This is a genomic window from Paenibacillus sp. FSL R7-0297, assembly GCF_038009025.1.
In the GTDB taxonomy this organism is placed as follows: domain Bacteria; phylum Bacillota; class Bacilli; order Paenibacillales; family Paenibacillaceae; genus Paenibacillus_AQ.
Map to the genome: position 1 here is coordinate 323,036 of NZ_JBBPAQ010000001.1, position 22,554 is coordinate 345,589.

Annotated in this window: 14 protein-coding genes and 1 riboswitch; of the genes, 4 read left to right on the forward strand and 10 right to left on the reverse strand. The window is 53.5% G+C overall.

Annotation, left to right across the window (positions count from 1 at the left end; all coding sequences use genetic code 11):
• Nucleotides 1–21: 21 nt before the first annotated feature.
• From MKZ24_RS01335 to MKZ24_RS01365, 7 genes are all read right to left on the reverse strand, one after another.
• Nucleotides 22–3,861, reverse strand: a complete 3,840-nt coding sequence (locus MKZ24_RS01335; RefSeq protein ID WP_052415948.1) for a phospholipid carrier-dependent glycosyltransferase — start codon at nucleotides 3,859–3,861, stop codon at nucleotides 22–24.
• Nucleotides 3,858–5,816 (reverse strand): hypothetical protein, encoded by a 1,959-nt coding sequence (locus tag MKZ24_RS01340; protein ID WP_340781075.1) that lies wholly within the window; start codon nucleotides 5,814–5,816, stop codon nucleotides 3,858–3,860. The genes MKZ24_RS01335 and MKZ24_RS01340 overlap by 4 nt, the downstream gene beginning before the upstream one ends.
• 327 nt (nucleotides 5,817–6,143) lie before the next feature.
• Entirely contained in the window at nucleotides 6,144–7,544 is a 1,401-nt protein-coding gene (locus MKZ24_RS01345) for an NCS2 family permease (RefSeq protein WP_042232401.1), read from the reverse strand.
• Between the two features lie 124 nt (nucleotides 7,545–7,668).
• A riboswitch (purine riboswitch) is annotated at nucleotides 7,669–7,768 on the reverse strand.
• Between the two features lie 300 nt (nucleotides 7,769–8,068).
• Entirely contained in the window at nucleotides 8,069–9,607 is a 1,539-nt protein-coding gene (gene guaA, locus MKZ24_RS01350) for a glutamine-hydrolyzing GMP synthase (protein WP_042232399.1), read from the reverse strand.
• A 700-nt stretch (nucleotides 9,608–10,307) separates the two neighbouring features.
• Nucleotides 10,308–12,755, reverse strand: a complete 2,448-nt coding sequence (locus MKZ24_RS01355) for a transglutaminase domain-containing protein (protein WP_042232398.1) — start codon at nucleotides 12,753–12,755, stop codon at nucleotides 10,308–10,310.
• Between the two features lie 52 nt (nucleotides 12,756–12,807).
• A complete protein-coding gene (locus MKZ24_RS01360) occupies nucleotides 12,808–14,307 on the reverse strand; it encodes a DUF58 domain-containing protein (protein ID WP_042232397.1) in 1,500 nt (499 codons plus the stop codon).
• Between the two features lie 121 nt (nucleotides 14,308–14,428).
• The gene (locus MKZ24_RS01365) at nucleotides 14,429–15,850 is read right to left on the reverse strand and encodes a polysaccharide deacetylase (RefSeq protein ID WP_042241453.1); all 1,422 of its coding nucleotides are present in this window, start codon (nucleotides 15,848–15,850) and stop codon (nucleotides 14,429–14,431) included.
• Between the two features lie 109 nt (nucleotides 15,851–15,959).
• On the opposite strand from MKZ24_RS01365, the gene MKZ24_RS01370 reads away from it, so the two are divergent.
• Entirely contained in the window at nucleotides 15,960–16,646 is a 687-nt protein-coding gene (locus tag MKZ24_RS01370) for a DedA family protein (RefSeq protein WP_042232396.1), read from the forward strand.
• A gap of 13 nt (nucleotides 16,647–16,659) precedes the next feature.
• Here the strand turns inward: MKZ24_RS01370 and MKZ24_RS01375 are convergent, their stop codons facing one another.
• A complete protein-coding gene (locus MKZ24_RS01375) occupies nucleotides 16,660–17,937 on the reverse strand; it encodes an MFS transporter (protein ID WP_042232395.1) in 1,278 nt (425 codons plus the stop codon).
• Nucleotides 17,938–18,070: 133 nt separating this feature from the next.
• On the opposite strand from MKZ24_RS01375, the gene MKZ24_RS01380 reads away from it, so the two are divergent.
• A complete protein-coding gene (locus MKZ24_RS01380; protein ID WP_042232394.1) occupies nucleotides 18,071–19,042 on the forward strand; it encodes a helix-turn-helix transcriptional regulator in 972 nt (323 codons plus the stop codon).
• 131 nt (nucleotides 19,043–19,173) lie between these two features.
• Nucleotides 19,174–19,470 carry a zinc ribbon domain-containing protein gene (locus MKZ24_RS01385; RefSeq protein WP_042232393.1) on the forward strand — a complete coding sequence of 99 codons (297 nt, stop codon included), beginning with the start codon at nucleotides 19,174–19,176 and terminating at the stop codon, nucleotides 19,468–19,470.
• A gap of 91 nt (nucleotides 19,471–19,561) precedes the next feature.
• On the opposite strand, the gene MKZ24_RS01390 is transcribed toward MKZ24_RS01385, so the two are convergent.
• Both MKZ24_RS01390 and MKZ24_RS01395 read right to left on the reverse strand, forming a co-directional pair.
• The gene (locus MKZ24_RS01390) at nucleotides 19,562–21,094 is read right to left on the reverse strand and encodes a DHA2 family efflux MFS transporter permease subunit (protein WP_042232391.1); all 1,533 of its coding nucleotides are present in this window, start codon (nucleotides 21,092–21,094) and stop codon (nucleotides 19,562–19,564) included.
• On the reverse strand, nucleotides 21,091–21,543 hold the full coding sequence (locus MKZ24_RS01395) for a MarR family winged helix-turn-helix transcriptional regulator (RefSeq protein WP_039310060.1): 453 nt from the start codon (nucleotides 21,541–21,543) through the stop codon (nucleotides 21,091–21,093). The genes MKZ24_RS01390 and MKZ24_RS01395 overlap by 4 nt, the downstream gene beginning before the upstream one ends.
• 209 nt (nucleotides 21,544–21,752) lie before the next feature.
• Between MKZ24_RS01395 and MKZ24_RS01400 the strand changes: the two genes are divergently transcribed.
• Nucleotides 21,753–22,442 carry a hypothetical protein gene (locus MKZ24_RS01400; RefSeq protein WP_042232390.1) on the forward strand — a complete coding sequence of 230 codons (690 nt, stop codon included), beginning with the start codon at nucleotides 21,753–21,755 and terminating at the stop codon, nucleotides 22,440–22,442.
• Nucleotides 22,443–22,554: the final 112 nt, after the last annotated feature.

Sequence of the window (22,554 nt, forward strand, 5' to 3'; positions counted from 1 at the left end):
TGCCTCATTAAATAGTGCCCCCTAGAATACCCAGGAAGGGAACCACCGCAGTACCGTATTTATATAACTGCTATTAACCTGCATTCCGGATAATACCGGATAGAACATTACAAACAGGATGGCTGCTGCAGCCACATAGGCATACCGCAGGTATTTAGCATCGCCGAATCTGCTGTCAAGCAGCTTCAGGATATAGACAACCGACAGAATCATAAACGGCACCATCGCAAAATAATGGTACAGGAACGTCTCACGCGGCACAAGCATCCACGGAACATACTGTGAGAAGAACCCGATCCAGATCATGTACAGATTCTTGTCCCGGCGTTTCACGGTAAACCACACGGCTGCCAGCATAGCGAAGATTCCTGTCCACCAGATGAGCGGATTCCCCATGGTCACGATGCTGCTGGCCTTGCCTTCCGGCAATCCTTCACCGCCGCTGAAGAACCAGACCGGACGTTTCATGAACGGCCACTCCCACCAGGAGGAGGCGAACGGATGCGTTGCTACAAGCTGGCTGTGATAGTTGTACATATTTTTCTGGGCATCAATCAGTCCCTTAATGGTGAAGCCTTCCGCCGAAGCAGAGAGCGCCGGTACAAAGGACAGGCTATAGATGATAACCGGGATAGCAATAAAGAATAGGATGCAGCTGGCCAAAGTGATGATGGTGTTCTTCCAGAAGGACTGGTCCGCTGTCCGGCAGGCCGCTTTGAGCCCCTGACCGGTCAGCTTGCCTTCAGCCAGCAGACGGCCTGCAGCCTTATACTCCCTATACCGCTCAAACAGCGCCAGTGCCAGCATCACCGCAAGTCCTGCCCCTCCGTACAGGACAATCCACTTGGAGGCCACTCCGATTCCGAAGAACAGTCCGGACCAGAACAGCGGAACCAGCGTTGTGCGCAGCGGCATACGGTAGAAGTTCATCGTATAATACCGCTGCATGAAATAGAACATCAGCATAATGAAGAATACGCCGTATACATCAATCGTCGAGATGCGCGTCTGGGTGAAATGCATGAAGTCCAGGGCGAACAGTCCGGCTGCTAATGCAGCATACGTAGTCTTCCGGAACAGCCGCATCGCCATAATATAGATCAGCGGTAGCATAGCAATTCCAAACAGCGTGCCGATGATACGCCAGCCAAACGGATTAACGCCAAACAGCTCCATGCCGGCACCGATCAGCAGCTTGCCAAGCGGCGGGTGCGTATTCTCATAAGGGACAATATCATGATAATGTTCATAAGCCGTCCGCGCATGATAGATTTCATCAAAATACGTACTGTTCATGAAATTCGAATTTTCCGGGATCAAGGACTGCTCATCGAACAGATGGGCTGGTTCCCCTCTTTTGGCGGCAGCAGCGGCATCCGGTGTAACTCCGGCAATCGGCAGAGGCGTCTTCGGTGCCTCCTGGCCATAGAACGCCACTTCATTCAGGGTGAAGCCCGGAGAGGTGACTGTCAGCTTGACGTATCTTGCCGATACGTTCAGCGGCTGGCTTTTCCATATGAAGACATTGCCGACATCCTCGCTCACATCCAGCGGGCTGCTCCAATTATCCGGAGTCTGGCTGAACTCCAGCTGAAACTTGCCCGTGCCGACACCGCCGAAGATATTTACCCGCTCCAGCTGGTGGGCCTGCCCCAGATCCACATAGAAGCTCTCGCCGCTGGCGGCAGGCTCCCACAGGGTTTCAGGCGACTTATTGTCCCCCAGATGATAAAGCGCAAGCGCTCCATAGAGCACCGTTATGGCGATCATCCAGATCCAGTCTCTGCGCTGCAGCTTCAGCGGGGAACGCCGTTCTTGCTTGGCAAGGGGCTGAATCCCCTCTGCAAGCCGCACATCTGCTTCAAATTCAGCCTGCGTAGTAACAGGCTCTGGCAGGAGCTTTGTTGCTTTGCGGATATATACATCGTACCCAACATACAGCAGATATAATGCCAGAACTACGGTCGTAATCGCTGTAACCAGGACAATTCCGTCTGTCGGCGGATTGCTGCCGGTATTGAGATAGGCCAGCGTATAGCCTACATTAATATATTGAGTCAGTGAGAATCCGAGAAACAGCGTCAGGAAACGCCGGTCCTTGCTCTCAATGAAGGTGAATAGAGACAGTAGCAGAACAGGATACAGGTAGCGTTCATGCATTTTGGTACCAAATACAAAGACAACCGTGATCAGCACCATGCCGAGGAAATACGATTTAGATAGATCCTTACGGTCCTTGGTATTGAAGGAATAATAAGCAGCAAGAGCTACTGCTACAAGTATGAAGATAAAGCCCCATATGCGGTAAGGTATGCCGAGCCAGGTGACATCAAGCGCTGACCACATCGGATCCGTCAAAGCATAAAGATTGAATGCATTAACCGTAGAATACGGATAAGAAGATAAAGTGCTCTTATATAATTCAATCACTCCGGCAAAACCACCGTTATTCCAGAAGAATGGGGCTGCGAGCAGAGCAAATATTCCCAGTCCATAGACAGCGCCCAGAGCAAGCTGCTTCCAGGCACGGTGATGATAGAAGGCAAAGAGCAGGACCGGTGTGAAAATCAGCGCCTGCGGTTTGATCAGTGTGGCAATGGCGAAAAAGATTGCTGCGCGTACAAAGGTTCTATCCACTACTCCCATTATGCTGAGCAGCAGGAAGATAAGGAAGAAGGAGTCTGCTTGTCCCCACGCTGCAGAGTCCATCAGCACTGCCGGGTTAAACAGGAACAGCATCATCAGCCCGATCGCAAGTCCGGGTCCGATCTTGGTGCGCGCGCCTTTGTAGATGATCCAGCCAAGCACGAGGTCGGAGATGATGGCCGGCAGCTTATACAGCACAGTCTCTGCGCCTGATCCGCCCGCAAAGCTAAACAATCCTCGGAGCAGACTCAGCAGGTACAGCACATACAAGTAGCCTGGGGGGTAATCCGCGAAATAGCCTTCTTCATAGAATTTGCCCGGACCAAGATCAGTCAGACGATGGCTCCAAGCCATGAATGTATTCATATCATTCTGATAGCCCTGCGCAGTCAGGCCAATCCAGATCCGCAGAATAAACGCTACACCAAACAAGACATACAGCCAGCGTGTATAGATCACGTCCTGCTGGTTCAGCAGGCGTTTACTGCTGAAGGCTCTGTGATATAAAAGAGCAAAGAACACACTGAACACTGCCGATATCAGCAGCAGCTTGGCAGGTGACACCTTATGCGGTGTTTCTGCCGGCTGGCTCCCGCCGCCCGCATCCGCCCCGGCCGCCGGTGCACCGCTGTCCAGCGATACAATGCTCACGCCTTCCGGGGCTGTATCCAGCTGTTCTACGGACAGATCATCGAAATAGGCCTTGCCCTGAATCAGGTTGGCATATCCGCCCAGGGCAGCACCTATCCCGATCTCGGTCTGCTCTTTGCCGGTCTGGCCGATGAACTCGAGATACTGCCAATCGCCAGCTGTATCCTGGGTGGCGGGATAACCGCCGCCAATCCCGACTGGGAATATATTAGCACCCATTCCCCCGCCTGCTGTACTGACTATTTTGACATAACCCGAGATCTTATAGTAGCTGTCCGGCGAGACGGCAACCGTCTGTACCCACTTCAGGTGATTGGGTTCAAGGTTCTCAATGACTGCCGCTTTGCTGCCGGAGTGAACATCCTCGGACTGAACGGACAGCAGACCGGAGGCATCGCCCGGGATCCACATATCTTTGCTCCAGCCGGCTGGAGCACCGTCCTCCCCATCCTCAAAACCCGGATTCTGCAGTAAATTCCCCTCAGCATAAACGTTTGTTACAGGAAGAATAAATAATAAGAGCATCAGTATAACGGTTGCCGCCGCACGTGTATTCTTGGTCATCGTTCCACCCTCACCTCGTCAATGTTAATCCAGCCGTTACCGCCGGTTATGTAAACTTCTGCCTGCATCCCCTGCTCCAGCGCGACCACAGGAAGTGTAACCTGATGATAATCTTCCCCTGCCTGCAGTTCGGCTTCTGCCAGCAAAGTGCCGGCTGCACGGATTCCGATCTTCCCGCCGCCGCTGCCGCCTGCACTAACCATGGCGGACAGCTTGTAGTCACCGGCTGCCGCGGCAAAAACCTGCGACACGCTTTTGTCAGCTCCCGCATCAAGATAAGCCAGCCTAGTTCCGGCGTAAGGCTTATTATCAGCCACTCCCGTTCCCGCAGTGAATGTCCAGCCCGAAGTTCCTTCTTCAAACCCCCCATTCCTAAATTCAGCAGCGGGATTCTCCGGAGCTACCGGAAGCCTGTCCGCTTTGTCATTAGTAAGCATTACACTGTAGTTGGCGAAACGCTTAACTGTATATGCTGCACTTGCCGCAGGAAGCGGAGAGCTATTCCCAAAGATATATGCGGCATTGGCAGGCACCATGTTCAAATCGTCAAATCTGTATCTCCCAAAGGAGGATACACGCTGGAAAGCTTCTCCCGGATTGGCGTAAACGACGGAATTCTGGAAGTCCTGCGGATTGATCCGCTCATAGAACAGCACATAAATGTATGGCATATTCACATTATTGGTAATATAGATTTCTCCCGGGCTGTGTTCGGAAGCATACTGCACCGCCTCGCCGAAAGAATCATAAAAAGCCGGCCCGATCCGGCCGGGGAACTCACGGAAATAATCATTGGAGAACAGGACAAAAAATATTGTAAACACTGCAGCGGCCAGTACAGCAGCCCCCTTGACTCTCCCCGCAAGCCACACAAATCCGGCGCTTACCAGCATGATGAACGGATAGAAAATAATATTGATCCGGTTGATATTTACACTTGTAATAAACGCCATCAGCACGGCAATCAGGAACCAGAGCAGCAAGATTCCATACCCTGCGTTCTCCCGCCGCCTGGTCCACCATGAATGTATAAGGACAACCAGTCCCAGCAACGCAAAGGGCAGCGCGATCGGGTACGCATAGCCATAAGGAGAAATTGAATTCCATGGCAAGCCGTCAGTCCCGCTAAGCATAAGCTTGCTGAATGCACTGAAGTTATCCGCAGCTGCCCTCCCCAGCTGTCCGCTGAACACGGATGAGATCTCCTCCACACGCGGCATCGTAAGCCTGGGAATAGTGAACAATGGAGTGGCTATGTCCGGCATAGCGTAACGGTTAATAACAATAAATAATAGTATAGGTAGGGCCATTGCTGCAAACAGCAGGCTGTTCCACACAAGAGTCCGGAGCTTAAGCATCTTGCTATACAATAGAAGAATTGCCGTACCAAGTGCAAATAACGGGACAAAAAAGTAAGCTGTTCCATAGGCATACAGCGAGAGGGCCAGCATGCCGGCAAACGCATAAAACCATCTCGGATTGTCGAAGGATCTTAGCAGAAGGTACACAGCTATCAAAATCATCGTAGGAAACAGATTCGATTCCAGCGCCCACCTTGACATCATAATATGCCAGGGATTAATCGCAATAAAGAACATGGCTGCGATTCCTGCTCCGGATGAGGCGGACAGCCGTTTCATAATCAGGTAGAAGAAAATCATGGCCAGCAAGCCCATGACCAGACTGAGTGCCCGCACAGACAGCGGCGTCAGGCCGAACAGCAGAATAAACGGCATGGACAAGTAGGCATACAGCGCATTCTGTCCGCTGCCCCAGGCGATAAGATGAACGGGCAGATGTACACCATTGCGGTCCATCCCGTAGTGAAGAATGGCGTAAGCATCATAGCCGATAGATGCTTCGTCCTGGTTCAGTCCCGGAGGAATAGAGTTTATGTATATGATACGAACGATTGCCCCCAGCAGAAACAATAGGTACGGCCAGGGATTGTTCATGCAGGACTTGTAAGCTCTCGTAAGTAAGCCGGACAACGTTTATCACCTCTTCAACAATATAATCTAAATACTGGATGAAGAAAAGGGTAAAGCAGAGGTTAACCCTAGCTGCAGCCTCCATATGAGGGATTCTCCAGAGAAACCTATACATTTCTATAACAAGTAGAAACGGCTTTGCCGTCCTTTTATAAGGACGGTACCGTTTCAGCGAGAAATAGAAGGATAATTGATAGCGTGAAGCAAATAAATTCTTACATTTTTATAAAAAAACGGCCCCTTCATATTAATGAAGGAACCGTGTAAGTTAAAGACGGATGTCGTTCTCTCTTAGCCTTGGCTGCCGATCAGAACATAACGCAGAATAATCAGAACAGCCAGTACCCACATCATCCAGTGGATATCATATTTCTTCTTGCCGGCCAGATTCGCTACGCAAGCCAGAATAACATAAGTGACAATCCCGAACGAAATACCGTTAGCGATGTTGTAAGTAAAAGGCATAATAACAAAGGTCAGGAAGGCCGGGATCGCCAGGACCATATCCTGGAAATCAATGTCGCGGATGGACTGGGCCATCAGGACACCGACAATAATCAGTGCAGCGGCTGTTGCAGGGCCGGGAATAAGCGCTACAACCGGAGCCAGGAACAAGGCAAGCAGGAAGCATACGCCTGTAGTTACTGCAGTCAGACCCGTACGTCCGCCTTCAGCTACACCGGCAGCACTCTCAACATAAGCAGTGGTTGTGGAAGTACCCAGCATCGCACCACCGGCAACGGCTACTGCATCTACAAACATGGCGTTACCAACACGTCTTTTGCCTTCTTCAGCATCCTTCATGATTCCTGCACGTTCAGCAGTACCTACAAGTGTACCGAAGGTATCAAACAATTCTACAAAGGTGAAGGTAGCAATTGCGGAAACGATACCGGTGTGCATAATGCCTTCCCAGTCGAATTCCCAGAAGTTGAGTTGCGTGAAGTCAGGAACCCAAGGTGTCTGCGGATTACTCAGCGAACTGAAATCTACAGCGCCCATCAGGATTGCAGCCAGCGTGGTACCCAGAATACCGAACAGGATTGCGCCGCGGACGCGCAGCACCATCAGGATGGAGATCAGCAGCAGTCCGATAATTACGAGCTGAACATTCGTGTTCTCCAGGCTGCCCATATGAATTACAGTTTCGAAGGAAAGGACATCCGTGAATTTATTAGCAGCAATGTCGCTTCCGGCTTCAACGCCGATCGTCATCAATCCGCTGTTCTTCAGTCCGATAATGGTGATGAACATCCCGATACCGACCGTGATGGCATGCTTCAGGCTGTCAGGAATTGCAGTGAGCAATATTTGCCGGACCCGCGTAACGGTCAGCAGAATGAAGATGATACCGGAGATAAATACAGCGGTTAACCCCATTTGCCAAGTGAACTCATGGTCAGTAGTGGCTGAAGACAATACTACGGATGCAAAATATGCGTTAAGGCCCATACCTGGTGCCAAAGCTACCGGGAAGTTAATGAATAATCCCATGGCAATTGTGAAAATACCAGCTGCCAGCGCCGTAGCGAGGAATACGGAATACCAGCCCATATCAATCCGGCCGAAGGCAGTCAACGTGCTGGGATTCACCGATAGGATATAAGCCATTGCCATAAACGTGGTCAAACCGGCCATAATCTCTGTGCGTACTGTGGTGCCGTTCTCTTTCAACTTGAAAAAGCGATTCAAATTGTTCTCCCCCTAAGGTGTATGTTATGCCATCACAGCAACAGAAAAGCCGGCATCTGGGAAGACACCGGCCCGAAAAAAGAGGTTCTTGTCCGGCATATCCGGTGTTAACCGGAATTCCAGGTAAGCTGCTCTTCTTAATCGTAGCCAGGTCATTACGGTGACCTCGTAGAGACTTCCGGGCCAATCCCCGGAATTATACGAATATATATTTGCTGTAGCGCTTTATCATTTTAGGTGTATATGACATGGGTTGTCAATGGTAAATACGAACATTAAGCGTAAGGTTTATGCAATTGTTCGTAAATCGAACATTTTCATGACAAATTCCGCTTGGTACAGAGATGATCTGCCAAACATCTCGGCATAAACGCGGACGGCACTGTACTTAAGCAGGTTACAACACGTATGATGGAGCGCTAAGCGGGATAGCCGGGTGGCTTGCTCTTATATCAGCAAAAAAAACCGAAAACGCCAATGAAGGCGTTCCGGCTCCGGAATTCTATAGTCAGCTGCTGCTGAGACTATTCCCACTCGATCGTTGCAGGCGGCTTCGAAGTAATATCGTACACGATGCGGTTGACGTTATCGACCTCGTTGACGATGCGCACGGAGATTTTCTCCAGAATATCCCACGGAATACGCGCCCAGTCGGCCGTCATTCCGTCGATGGAAGTTACAGCACGAATACCTACGGTATAGGAATACGTACGCTCGTCGCCCATCACACCAACACTCTTCATGTTAGGCAATGCGGTGAAATACTGCCAGATTTCGCGGTCGAGACCGGCTTTGGCAATCTCTTCACGCAGGATAAAGTCCGAATCACGGACAATAGTCAGCTTCTCTTCGGTTACTTCACCCAGAACACGGATGGCCAGACCCGGACCCGGGAAAGGCTGACGCCAAACGATGGCATGCGGCATTCCGAGCTCTTCACCCAGTTTACGGACCTCATCCTTGAACAGGGTGTTCAGCGGCTCGATCAGACTGAATTTCATATCTTCAGGCAGCCCGCCTACATTATGGTGGGACTTGATTGTCTGAGCCGTTGCTGTACCGCTCTCCACGATATCTGTATACAGTGTGCCTTGCGCCAGGAATGCGAAATCACCCAGCTTGGCCGATTCTTCGTCGAAGCAATAAATGAATTCATTGCCGATGATCTTACGTTTCTGTTCGGGATCGGAAACACCGGCCAGCTTGCCGAGGAAGCGGTCACGAGCGTCGATTTTGACCACATGGATATCGAATTTGCCGACAAAAGTCTCCATAACGCTCTCCGCTTCACCTTTGCGCAGAAGGCCGTGGTCAATGAACATACAAGTCAGCTGATCGCCGATGGCCCGGTGAATCAGCATAGCCACAACAGAGGAATCTACACCGCCGCTGAGCGCGCAGAGCACTTTTTTGTCGCCGACTTTGTCGCGGATATCCTTAATGGCATCATCAATAAACGACTCCATCGTCCATTTGCCCTCGCATCCGCAGACCTCATACAGGAAGTTCGAAATCATCTCATTCCCGTTCACAGAGTGACGCACCTCAGGGTGGAACTGTACGGCGAAGAATTTGCGTGCATCATTGCTCATAGCTGCGATTGGAGCACTCTCTGTCCCGGCATCCAGCTTAAAGCCTTCCGGAAGCTCCACAACATGGTCGCCGTGGCTCATCCATACGGTCTGATTGCTCTCAAGACCTGCTGCAAGCACGGACCCTGGCGAGAATTCCACATCCGCTTTGCCGTATTCACGCTTGGATGCGCGTTCTACCTTGCCGCCCTGCTGCTGGGCCATCAGTTGCATCCCGTAACAGATTCCGAAGATCGGAAGTCCGAGTTCATAAATCGCCGGATCTACATGTGGTGCATCCTCAGCGTACACACTGCTTGGCCCGCCTGAGAAAATAATCCCTTTGGGCGACAGTGCCTTAATCTTCTCCATTGGTGTATTGTACGGCAGAAGCTCGCTGTATACCCCCAGGTCCCGAATTCTGCGCGCGATAAGCTGGTTATACTGTCCCCCGAAATCCAGAACAACGATAATTTCATTTGGCTTGTTCATTACTTGCCTCCCTTGATTATTGGATTCATTATACTCATGGTTAATTCTCAGCGTCAAGGAAAGGAGACGTCTTGTCTTCGGGGATTTCTCCCATATGTGACGGGGTCTGGAGCGATTTAGGCGTGCCTGTAAAGGCAGTATCCAGATCTTGGAATGCGTATCCGCTTCCACCTTAGCCGAGTGAGGATAGGTCTGCTGTTATAGTTGCCAAAAAGTGATTTCCTCTTTCAGGAATGCCGTCATATGCTGGACAGAACAGAGGGCTGGCCGGCGGGCGTACATCGGGAAAATGACTATGAACTAACTAATTCGCCGGAAAACCAACTAATACGCCAGAGCTATACTTTTGCAGCCCTCCAAGGGTCACGCTGTACTCTCCGGGGCACCGCCCGGCCGCAAAGTGAGCTCACTTAATTTTCACCTGCAAAGAAAGGGCTAAATGTTGTAAGTATTACAACATGGATTCATGAATGCTGGGGGATTCGTAACAATTGTTGTATGAAATGCAGGAATTGACGCGCTTAGCCGCCTGATTACGGGGGAAATGCTGCTTTTTATGCAACAGTTTTTGATTTGGCTCGTTTTTATGAGGAGATTGTTGTATTTCGTGCAGGCATTCAGTCGGCATCTAAGTTCAACTTAAATATTGATGTAAATGATGAAAAGGCGCCCGCTGCATTAGCAGTGAACGCCTCTTATCTTATCGGGTCAGACGGAATGTAATCGTCATACATCTGGCAATGAACGCGGCTGCGTCAATGGCTTCCGCATCCTTGGCAGGAGCACTGGAGCGCAAGGTGGGAATGGAGCGCGGAGACTGCGCGTGCGCCTCCGAGGCGCCGGGGCACGGCGATTGCAGAACCGCGCCGGCTGCCTCAGGACGCGGGGGCTGCGGGACCGCGACGGCTGCCCCAGGACGCGGGGGCTGCGGGACCGCGACGGCTGCCCCAGGACGCGGCGATTGCGGGAGCGATACGGCTGCGCCCCGGCGCGGTGGATGCGCGCGCGCGGCAAGCCCGCCCGCGCATCCGCTGTACGCCAGGATTTCCCACTGGCGTACGAAGTCCCGGACGGCGGCGCGAAGCCGCCCGTCCTCAATGGCCAGGGAGTCTGCGTACTCCCTGGCGGTAACCCCGGGCAGCGGCGGCCCATACCGCGCCGCCAGCCCGTGCCAGGCCAGAGCGGCGGCGCGAAGCTGCCGCTCACGGCTTAATCTGCCGGCGCGGCGCACCGCCGGCAGCAGGGCCAGGCAACGCCGCCAGCGGATGGCGGCGGCCAGCCCCAGCGCCGCAGCGGCAAGCGGCGCCGGAGCTGTGCCGCCCGCCTGCGGCAGGGCGGCGGACAGAGCGTCCGCGAGCTGCGCCGCGGACATGCGGGCTCCCGGCGGCGCGGAGGCAGCCGCCAGATTCGTCTCCACCGCGCCTGCGGCAGCGGCGGAGGCAGCAGGCGTGGGGTCGAAGGGAACCCAGCCGGCGCCGGGGAAATAGACCTCGACCCAGGCGTGGGCATCGCCTCCGGTCACATTGTAGCGCTGCGGCATGGAGCCGGCCACAAGCGTCCCCGGGCCGTAGCCCTGGACGTAACGGGCCGGAATGCCGCTGCTGCGCAGCAGGATTGTCATTGCCGTGGCGAAATGCACGCAGTAGCCCTGCCGGGTCCCGAAGAGGAAATCGTCGGCGAAATCCGCACCGGACGGCGGCACTCGGGTCTGCAGGGTGTAGGTGTAGCCGGTTTGCAAATAATCTGCAACCGCAGCAGCGGCATCATAACGGTTAGCCGCAGCAGCGGTAAGCTGCTCTGCCAGAAGCTTCACCCGCTCCGGCACGGCTGCGGGGAGCTGCAAATACAGATTGCTCACCCGCTCAGGATCAATCCCCTGCAGCTTGCGCAGCACAGCCGGATCACTTTCCGGAAGCACGGACTTCACCGTATATTCCGTTAACTTGGCAGAGCCGGAAATCTCCGGTAGCCGGAAGCTGCTCTTCTCGCCGTTCGCAAGCACATAACCAAGCTGGCTCCCATCGGCCAGCCGGATATTCTGTACATCGACTGCCGTGCCGGCGCTGAAGATAGGAAGCCCGCCGGATGAAGGCTTCGCGAACTGAATCCGCTGAATGAGCGGCGCTGGCCCGGCCGCTTCCGGCTCCGCAACCGGGAGGCTCGTTAAATTAAGCGGTTCATAGGAAGCCACGCTTCTAATCCAGCGGCGGCCGTCATAATAAGCCACGCTTTCTCCCCGCCAGTAGGACGCACGTGCAGCGGTTACGCTAAAGACGGCCTCTCTGCTTGGCGACAAGGGCATTCCCAGCTCCCCGTCTCCCGCACTGTAACCGGTGCTGGCAGCCTGAGGTCCGGCAGATTCTCCGGGCCTTTGCGTTTCCGCCCAATTCTCCAGCTTATTAAGAACCGGCTGCAGTGTAATGGGGACCACCGGCCGGGCACCAATTCCCTGCCCGCCTATCCAGGCTGCCACCGTCACGGCCACCGCTGTAGAGAGCGCCCATATTCCCCAGCGGGCGTAAGGAAGAGCGTGGCTTCCTGTCCGTTCCTGCAGACGGAGCAGTCCGCTTAATGACCGCATCCAGAGAATCAGACCTGCTGAGACCAGTACATCACCGGACGTATCGACAGCATAGACCATATCGAGCGCCAGCAGATATACCAGGGTTACACCTGTAAATAAGGTGATACTTCCCCTGTACAGAGCCAGTTGCTGGACAGATGATACTAACAGGCCCCAGCCAAGCACCAGAATCAGCAGCCGGCTGTCCTCACTTAAGGCAGAAATCCGGCCTGACAGGAGCAGGAGGGCATCCTCACGGATATCTGCTGTATAGAGCCGCAGCCAGGCAGTTCCCTCCTGTGCCGCGCACTGGTAGAACCAGGTCAGGAAGATCAGGAGGAACTGCCCGCAGGCCTGCAGAAGGCGAGGAAGCTGAATGCATCCCCATAACAGCAGTCCGGCAGCCGAGAGCATCAGGAGCTTCAGAAGCTCGGCGGTCTCCGCCGATGCCGCCAGCCGCTTGAGCGGCAGCAGCCACAGGGTGAACATTCCCATAATAGCCAAAGAGAACAGCCCGCGATAATACAGGGGACTGCTCTCCCTTTTATCGGCGAAGCTGTTCTCCGTACTTTCCGTTTCCGGCAACCTGCTGCCCCCTGATGAAATTATAGGGCCGCCTAAGTCTGCTGGCGTAACCCTAATGGGATGTCGGTTGGCCCGGATATCCATAATACTCCGCCCCCTTGTACACTTGTGCAGGAGAGACATCGTTCAGACAATGGATCCGCGCGCCCAGCCGCATCAGACTTCCGGCTATAGTGCCCGATGTACGCTGCTTACCGCCGGAACCCGGGCTATAGTTATCGGCCGGATAACTCTCTACAGGTTCAGGGAATCCTTCCCTGGCCTCCTTGGTTCCGGTTGAACTCCGTACCGGATCGTCCGCCGCTCCTCCGGCCGGAGAGGGCTGATCCCAGACATAGTACAGCTCAACCTTAATTCCCTGGACCAAAAAACGGGCAAGCGTCCGGGCAGAATCTTCTTCAAGCCGGCCGGTAATGACAGACACCGTCATGCCGGGAATCCAGCCCCGCGAAGCATCCTCCAGCAGCCGGGTGAGACTCTGTGAGCCGGATGGGGATATTTCCGTAAGCAGGTCTTGTACCCTGCCGGGGATCTGACCCAGGCCTTCATGTCTGGCCATTCCTTCCGGCCAACCGCCGCTGAAGAGCTGCAGGTAACTGCTGGAACGTTCGGCAGAGAGCATCAGGCCCATTGCCGCCGACACCGCCCGTTCAAAAGCAGGCATAACCGATCCCCGCTGCCCGCGCGGTACCAGGGCACCGTAAGGAACCTCATAATCCTCCGGACAGTTGGCAAGCACGATACAGGTCATTTGCCCGGCTTCCCGTTCAGGTACTCTGCTCTGCAGCGTTCCCTTACGGGCGCTGTTCTTCCAGTGAATCCGGCTGAGCGGATCACCGGGAGCATAGTCACGGATATCAGCTGCTTCTGCACTGCCCTGCTTCCCCCGTCCGGGAAGCATCCGGTCTCCCGGCATTGCACGGTTATCCGGCAAGCTGCCGGCCAGATACAGCGCCTTCGGGAGCACCTTGAAGCTCTCCTTGCCTCCCGGCTGACAGCCGCCTGTGAACAAACCAGGCAGATCCCCCCAGGTGACACCGCAGCCGTAAAGCTGGTGGATCCCTCTGGGAACAGACTTCAGTTCATACGAATAGGTGAAGGAGCGCCGGAATCCGGGGAACAGCAGCTCCTGATGGCTGCCTTCACTCCAGTAATCGGCAACAACTATCCAGGGAAGCGGGATCTTGGAGACAAAGCTGATCTGTACCTTAACGGTAACGGTATCCCCGGCCGAAGGACGTGCGGGTGTTATTGTGCGGAGAACCGCTACCCTCCGTGGACCGCAGAGATGCAGGAGCAGCCCGCCGGACATTACAATTACGCCAGCCGTCAGGAGCAGCAAGAGTGATTCCCCGCCCCGCCACAGATATAATCCCAAGGTCGCTGCGGTTAAAAGCAGCATCCGTGCCCACTCCTGTACAGTGCTGCGGACACGCCGGCGGGACAGGAACGCAGCCGCAGATTTCCCTGAACTCTCCCGCTTTCCATGCTCATATTTGATCTGATCTATCAATGATGAAGAGGACAAGGATGACACCCTTTCTTCGGTCATAGACTAGCTCCCCGCCTGCCCGCAATTTCGCTGGCTATTCGGCTTCCGGGAGCCTATTACTATCTATTCTTCCCATCAAAAAGGGTACCCAGACATCCAGGGAATTCTTTTTAGCACTGGTTCAATAAGCCTTCACTCTGCGCTCTTCTGCATTTACACTGGCCGTAAGCGGTGGATGCCCTGTGGCTTCGAGCAAATCCCGCAGGGGTACCCAAAGGGAAGAACCAATGAGCTGTATCTCTGCTGTCTTGAGCTCCACTGCTCCGTCCGGCTGGATGACTTCTATCTGCTGTTTCTTTGAATTCACAGTCACTGTTCGTCCATTCCATTTCACCTGTCCGCTGCGGGCAGCCGCATCCCAGCCAACTTGCCCGCCCAGCCGTTCCACGGCGGTACGGAGAGGTACGAAATATTGCCCGTTTCTAACGTTGTACTCTCCAGGCTTCAGGATGGTTTCCAGCCTTCCTACCTCCAGAGCAAGCGGTTTGCCGGGTGCAAACAGTTCAGCATTCGGAACAATATTCGCCGAGATCCAGGCTTTGGACGGCTTCACCCGCTGCAGTGCCGCTGCCTTAGCCGACACTCTGAACTGTACCGGCTCACTCTGCGCATTAAGTAAGCCGAATTCATAACCGGCGGCTTTGTAGCGTTCAATAATAGCCGGCAGCGCCTTGGCACTCTGCTCATGACCCGACCCGTCATGCAGCAGCAGGATGACACTCCGGGAATCCAGATCAGCAACCGAATGCTGCAGGATCTCTGCGGCAGGTACTCCCCGGCGGCTGGAGTCTCCGCTGTCTACGGTCCAGTCCATCACCTCATAGCCCGCCTGCTTCAGCAGATAAAAATAAGTACTGTCAAAATGGCCAAAGGTGCCTCCCGGTGCACGGACCAGCTGCGGACGAACCCCTGTAATGCCTCTGACGGTTTCCTCTGTCTGTTTGATCTGACGCCAGAACTCCGTGAATCCGCTATAGAGATCATGATAATTATGGTTATAGGAATGATTGCCGATGGCATGCCCCTGCTCCCAAATGGCATTGACCAGCTCAGGGCGGCTGGCAGCTTGCTCCCCCAGCACGAAGAAGGTAGCCTTCACTCCCTGCTCCTGCAATATCTTGAGGACCCGGGGAGTAACTGCACTTGGCCCGTCATCGAATGTAAGATAGACGACCCTTGTTGCCTTGCTGCGCTTAGCATCCTGATTAGATTTGCCCGCAGCGGCGGACACTTTCTGTAGGGTAGAAGCCTGCTGATTGGTGGCGGATGCATAAGTTGCCCCCCCTGAAACAGGAGGCAGCAGAGGCTCTGCTTCCGCATTCTTGACTGCAGCCGGCGGCAAATCTTGCACCGGGACTTCCAGAGGATTATTCTTAGAGAGTAAAGATGCTGCACTGCCTGCTTCAGCCTGCAGGGAGAATGTCCTCCATGAAGCCGGGGATTGCCCCTTGTCCCCAAGGGCTGACATACTTAGAAGCACTGCCATAACAAGCAACCCGCGGATCATATACCGGCGGATACGATTTTCCCGGCTTTCCTTCATCTTCTCTACCTCCAGCATTCTATTGGCGCCTTCACGCCATTTGGTAGATTGTATGAAGACAAGCTCCAAAATAGAATCAGGCGCGCAGCCTTCGGAGAGTGATGGATGTATGGAAATGCTGAAATGGATACAGGAATTGTTCGCCAGCTATGGATATAGCGTATTGTTCTTTGGGCTTTTGCTGGAATTCATTGCTCTACCTTTTCCCGGGGAGACTACCATGGCCTTCGCCGGGTTTCTGTCCTATACCGGGAGGCTGGATTTCTTCACGCTGGTTATCGTAGCTTTTGCAGGGACCACAGTTGGCATGACCATTACTTATTTCATTGGGCTTAGGGCCGGGCTGCCCTTCATCCAGCGTTACGGCAAATGGTTCATGTTCTCTCCGGCCAAGCTGGAAAAGACCCAGCGCTGGTTCGAGCGGTACGGCAGCGTGCTGATTTCAATCGGCTACTTCGTTCCGGGCGTCCGCCATTTCACCGGCTACTTCGCCGGTATTATCGCACTGCCTTTCCGCAAATTTGCAATGTACGCCTATGGCGGCGCCTTGTTCTGGGTACTGCTATTCCTCGGTATCGGCAAAATCTTCGGACCGCAGTGGATGGGCATTTTCCACGTAATCGAAACCTATGCCCTCTGGATTGCCCTCTTTGCCGGAGCCATTGCTGCGCTGATTGTGATGTACCGTTACCGGAATGCCATCCTTCTCCGGCTGTCCCGGCGCAAATCCGCTGCTCCGCTGGAGACGAAGGTCAAAGTAAAGGTCAAGGTCAAAGAAACCTCCAAAACCCGCTGATTTTTTCAGACCATTAAGGCTGGGACTCCCTGTACCGCTTATTCCATTTGCTGCGCAGCAGGTAATAACCTCCCAATAGCAGCGCAATCACAGTAAAACCCGCCCCGCCCGCGAATCCCAGCATTCTGGGCTCCACCTCATCAAGCAGCCAGCCGGCCCCTAACATGGACAGACCCAGCAGGGTTCCGCTTACTGCCGCCAGCAGGCCGAATACAGCCGGCTGCAGCGCAGGCGGCGTTTCTCTCATCACCAGCGTATCCAGACAGGCATTGCCGGTTCCTCCGGCCAAAGATAACAGAATGTACAGCAGAAATGCTGCAGCGAAATGACCGCTGCTGCTAATCATCATGAGCAGAATGCCCTCGAGCAGCAGACCGCCCAGTGCTACCGCTAAAAGCCTTTTGCGGAATAAACGTCCGGCAAAGAAACTCAGGCTGAGCCCGATGCCAAGCGCTGCGTAGAACGCCCCCACCCCGCTGTCACCCGCATGAAATACCTGCACAGCATATACGCTGATCAGCACATTATCCCAGCCATTGATCACCGGCACCAGCAATTCATAACAGAGCACAATCTGCAGTGCCAGGCTGCCTCCAAGAACTGTACGCAACGCCCGCCGCCGTGTCCCTTTGGCAGACAAGCCTATGTTAGGATTTCCGCCTTCAGTATGCAGTGCAGACTCCCGGCGGGCGTCTCCGTCAAGGGCCTGCTTGGGATAATGAATCCCCCTTATCAAAAGTCCTGCCGCCAGAAACGACACAGCATTCATAACAAAGGCCATATCCGGACCGAAATAAAGCGAGACAATCCCTCCCGTAAAGGCGCCAAGAATCAGCACGCAGCCGTTCAAAAGCTGTTCCAGGCCGTTGATCCGCAGCAAATCCTCCGGCGCTGCCAGCAGCGGGATGGATGATTTGCGCACCGGACTATAGATGGCTTCACCCGCTGCCATCACAAAGCTGCCGGCATACACCAGCCACAGCCTATGGTTCCCGTCCACCCAGAGCAAAGACAAGGCTACCGGGATACGCAGGAAATCCACAGCCATCATGATCGTTTTGCGCGGCAGTCTGCCAGCCAGGAATCCTCCAAGCGGTGCCATGAACAGATAAGGCAGCACCCGCACGCCAAGCGATATCCCTACGGCCATTCCCGACCCGGTCAAATGAAGAACCAGAGCCAGCATGGCAATACTGCTGAAACGGTCGCCGATACCATTGATTAACCCGGCTGCAAACAGCCTTTGATAGCCTTTATTGCGTCCGGCAAGTGATCCTGCATTTGTACTCATAACTTTAGCCCCTCATTAAATTATATAAATATCTAATTAGATGATAATATAATATGAAATTTGGAGCAATGCTTTATTTCAGACAATTTGCTAAGCTTAGATCATTAACCCGAATGAAAGCAGGTGCATTTCTGTGAAAATAGACCGTCTCCTCTCCATTGTCATTCTGCTGCTGAACCGGCCGCTGATTCAGGCCAAGGAGCTGGCCGATATGTTCGAAGTCTCCGTACGCACCATCTACCGCGATATAGACAGCATTAACACCGCAGGTATTCCTGTTGTCACGTATCAAGGGGCCGGGGGCGGTATCGGCCTCATGCAAGGCTACCGGCTGGACCGTAATGTGCTGTCCGAGCGTGAGCTGGCCGATATCTTCGGTGCACTGCAAAGCGTCTCCTCTTATGGCGGTGAAGGGCACCAGCTGTTAATGGAGAAAATCAGCAGTGTGATCCCGCCTTCCCAGACTGCTGCCTTCCGCAGCAAGACCACTCAGATGATCGTAGATCTCTCTCCTTGGGGACTGATGGGCCCTTTGGAAGAGCGGATCAGCCTTCTTAAAGAGGCGCTGGAGGAAAATACCGTCATCTCCTTCGAATATATCTCGGCCGAAGGCCGGGCAAGTACGCGTACCGTTGAACCCTACACCCTTGTACTCAAAGGACAAAGCTGGTACTTATACGGTTTCTGCACAGAACGCCGGGATTTCCGGCTCTTCAAGCTGCTGCGGATGAAAGCGCTGGTGAAGGAGAAGCGGAACTATACCCGCCAGGATATTCCGCTGAAGGAGCTGCCCTGGACGGACGGCTGGAAAGAACCGCAGAATATCCAGCCGATCCGGCTGCAATTTGCACCGGAAGGCAGGCATCTTGCGGAAGAGTATTTCGACTCCGAGGAACTGCAGCAGGATGATCGCGGCGGGTACACCCTCACGGTCCATTATCCTGAGAATGATTGGCTGTTCGGTTTCCTGCTAAGCTTCGGAACCGTGCTGGAGGTGCTTGGGCCGGAACATATCCGCCGGAGAATAGGCGAGCTGGCCGGAGGCGTTGCTGCCAAATACGCCTCCAGCCTCCCTCAGCCGCAGCCGACACACCCTGCTGATTAAAGAACGGAATAGTATCTTTTTTCCATAACCCGCACATGAACCTGAAACTATGCTGTCAGGTTTGCCGGCTTATACTGGACAGGAAGAGGCGGCAAACACCGCCTGAACCAGAACCCTGAGGAGTGTGCAATATGGAAACGGCGTCAACGAAACAAACGGAGAGCTTGTTCTGCCAAAGCTGCGGAATGCCGGTTAACGAAACAGAGCTGCAGGGCAGCGACAAGGAAGGCAACAAAACGGAGGAGTATTGTATCTACTGTTATGAGAACGGTGAATTCAAGCAGCCGGACATCACTCTGCAGGAGATGACCGATCTCTGTGCCGGGTACTTGGTGGAGGAAGGAATGGATGAAGCTGCCGCCCGACAGATGCTGGGGGATTCCCTGCCTCAGCTGAAGCGCTGGAGCACGGGAGCCGGGGTTAGCTGAGGCTGTAAACGGACAACAAAAGGACTACCCGGCAAAACCTTTACGGCTTTGCGGATAGTCCTTTTGATGAAATTATAGCCTGCGCATACATTTAAGCTCTTTGCGATTTCACCTTGTTAGGCTGTGGCTGTACTGCATCCTCTTCTTCCGTCTTCAGGAAATCCGGCTGCGGAGAAGTCTTTCTGATGAACAACGCCAGCACCAGGGCAAGCACTGTCACCCAGGTAGCTACAGTGAACGCATGAGTAATCCCGTTAATCGTTGCTTCCTGCGTAAGCTTAAGCATCGCCGCCTTATCGGTCTGCGATACCGCACCGCTTGTCAGTGCATCGGTAATGTTGCTCTTCGTACGGTTGGTCATCAGGCTGACGAACAGCGCCATACCCAGTGCACCGCCTACGGTCCGCAGGGTGTTGGACATTGCCGTACCGTGCGAAGCCAAACGCTGCGGAAGCTGATTCAGACCGGCAGTTACAATGGGCATCATCAGCATGGACATCCCGAACATCCGTGCAGTATACGTCAGAATCAGATGTGTATACGTTGTGCTGTTGCTGATCTGGCTGAACTCCCAAGTCGTAATAGCCGTGATGGCAAGACCGATAACTGCCAGCCATCTTGCACCGATTTTATCAAATATAATTCCGGTAATTGGAGACATAATACCCATCAGAATCGCACCCGGCAGCAGCATCAGTCCGGACTCCATCGGTGTAAAGCCGCGGATCGTCTGCAGATAGATCGGCAGCAGAATCATACCGGCGTACATAGCCATGGTCACGATAATGTTAATTACAGTAGTAAGTGAATACATGTTGTAGCGGAAAATCCGGAATTCAAGCAGCGGCTTATCCGCTGTAAGCTCACGCCATACGAACAGCCCCAGGGAGACAATACCCAGAATCAGACAGAGGATAACGGTTGTACTCCCCCAGCCGTCTGTTCCGGCATCACTGAAGCCGTACAGCAGTCCGCCAAACCCCAGAGTAGATAAGACTACACCGGGCTTATCCAGTTTTGGAGAAGTCAGCTTGCCTACATTCTGCATCGTCTTCATGCCAAGCAGCATCGAGAAGATAGCCAGCGGAAGCACAATGTAGAACAGCACGCGCCAGGAGTAGTTCTGAACCACCCATCCGGATAAGGTAGGTCCGACTGCCGGAGCAAAAATCATCGCAACCGCCATAAGTCCCATAGCCTTGCCGCGTTCTTCAATCGGGAATATGCGCAGGAACACAATGTTCATCAGCGGCATCAGAATCCCGGCACCTACCGCCTGAATAACTCTGCCTACCATAATCATTTCAAAGCCCGATCCTATTGCACAAACCAGTGTACCTATGGAAAATAGCATCATCGCCGTCGTAAAGAGCTGGCGGGTCGTAAATTTCTCTACCAGATAAGCGCTGATCGGCACCAGTACACCATTAACCAGCATGAACCCTGTAGTCAGCCATTGTGCCGTATTGGCGGCGATCTTCAGGTCCTCCATCATTTTGGGCAGCGCCACATTCATCAGTGTCTGATTCAATAACGCCACGAAGGCGCCGATCAGAAGCGCTGCGATAATCGGACCTCTGCGGATCGTCTTGGACGATGCAGCGTCAGCAGTAATTGTACTCATAGCTTCTTTTTGTCTCTCCCTTGTTCTAGAATCTTGATGATTTCACCATGCAACCGCAGCAGTTCTCCGGCATCCTCAGCAGGTATATTAGCCAAGGGCTGCAGGTACCTGCGCAGAGACTGTTTGCTTAACTCCCGGATCTCCTTGCCCTTATCGGTCATCGCCAGCTTAAATATACGTCTGTCGCTCTGCGAGCGTTCTCTGGTAATCAGTCCAGCCTTCACCATCCGGTCCACCACTCCGCTTGCCGCGCTGTTGCCAAGATGCAGCAGGTCTGCAAGCTCAGTGATACCGATATCGGGATGTGCCGACAACTTACGCAATACCATTAGCTGGGTGGATGTAATCTTCAGCTCTTCTGCGTCCTTCCACAAAAGCTGCTGGAAATTATGGTTGATACAGCGGAAAGAGGACAGAATATCGTCCAACTGCTTTTCCTTTTCCTCCAACCTCAATCCCTCCAATTACCCAATATAAAATAATACTTCGTATACGAACTATTTTACTATTTACCTATTTATTCGTCAATAACTTGCAGAAATTTTCTGAAAAAGTAATTATTCTTTCACTCCTTCCGGGATGCCGCCGGCAAAAGTTTGCGTTTATTGTGGACTTCCCGGGTCCAAAATATAAACCACACAGAAAGCGGGGAAATCAAATGAGTCTGGAGCAACAACGTAAGAGCTGGAGCGGGGACCATAAGCTTTTGTCGGGGATCATCGTAAAGCCTGAAGCGCATGCTGAAGCTGTTGCTTTATTCCTGAAGCTGCATTCAGCCCTGTATACTGCAGACATAAGCAGCGGGGAACAGCCTAGTCTCGAGGATTCTTTATGGAATAATCTGTTAGAGCCAACTTTGCGCAGCTATCCTGTACATACACCCGGCAGCCGTAACTCTATAGTCTGGCATATATGGCACAGCGCGCGGATCGAGGACATCACCATGAACATCCTTGGTGCAGACCATGCGCAGGTGCTTCATTCAGAGCACTATGCAGAAAGCCTGCAGACCCCGTTCATCCACTCCGGTAATGGAATGAATGATCAGGAAGTGGCTGCATTCAGTGCCGAGGTGAATATCGGGGCATTAGCGGCATACCGGCGTGCTGTAGCAATCAGAACACGCTCCATCCTTTCCGCTGTGCAGCCGGGGCAATTCGGACGCAAAGCCACTCCGGCGCAGTTCAGCAGGGTGCTGAAGGAAAAAGCCGTCCTGGAAACCGAGCAATGGCTGCTCGATTACTGGAGCGGCAAGACCCTTGCCGGACTGGTGCTGATGCCTGCCACACGGCATAATTTCGTCCATCTTAACAAAGCGATGCGCGTGAAGCAGAAGCTGCAGAGGTAAACTATATAAACCGCCTTAAGAGAACAACCCTTCATATTACGGTCATTCGCTGCGGGATTGGCGGAGGCCTTACACTTGCTTCTTTAGCAATGGGCAGGAATTTATGACGAGT

Bases quoted from the DNA above. Each gene is read 5' to 3' on its own strand.
- MKZ24_RS01370 (WP_042232396.1), top strand. From the start codon at position 15,960: ATGGAAATGCTGAAATGGATACAGGAATTGTTCGCCAGCTATGGATAT.
- MKZ24_RS01335 (WP_052415948.1), bottom strand. From the start codon at position 3,861: ATGACCAAGAATACACGTGCGGCGGCAACCGTTATACTGATGCTCTTA.
- MKZ24_RS01385 (WP_042232393.1), top strand. From the start codon at position 19,174: ATGGAAACGGCGTCAACGAAACAAACGGAGAGCTTGTTCTGCCAAAGC.
- guaA (WP_042232399.1), bottom strand. From the start codon at position 9,607: ATGAACAAGCCAAATGAAATTATCGTTGTTCTGGATTTCGGGGGACAG.
- MKZ24_RS01340 (WP_340781075.1), bottom strand. From the start codon at position 5,816: ATGAACAATCCCTGGCCGTACCTATTGTTTCTGCTGGGGGCAATCGTT.
- MKZ24_RS01400 (WP_042232390.1), top strand. From the start codon at position 21,753: ATGAGTCTGGAGCAACAACGTAAGAGCTGGAGCGGGGACCATAAGCTT.
- MKZ24_RS01375 (WP_042232395.1), bottom strand. From the start codon at position 17,937: ATGAGTACAAATGCAGGATCACTTGCCGGACGCAATAAAGGCTATCAA.
- MKZ24_RS01365 (WP_042241453.1), bottom strand. From the start codon at position 15,850: ATGAAGGAAAGCCGGGAAAATCGTATCCGCCGGTATATGATCCGCGGG.
- MKZ24_RS01390 (WP_042232391.1), bottom strand. From the start codon at position 21,094: ATGAGTACAATTACTGCTGACGCTGCATCGTCCAAGACGATCCGCAGA.
- MKZ24_RS01360 (WP_042232397.1), bottom strand. From the start codon at position 14,307: ATGACCGAAGAAAGGGTGTCATCCTTGTCCTCTTCATCATTGATAGAT.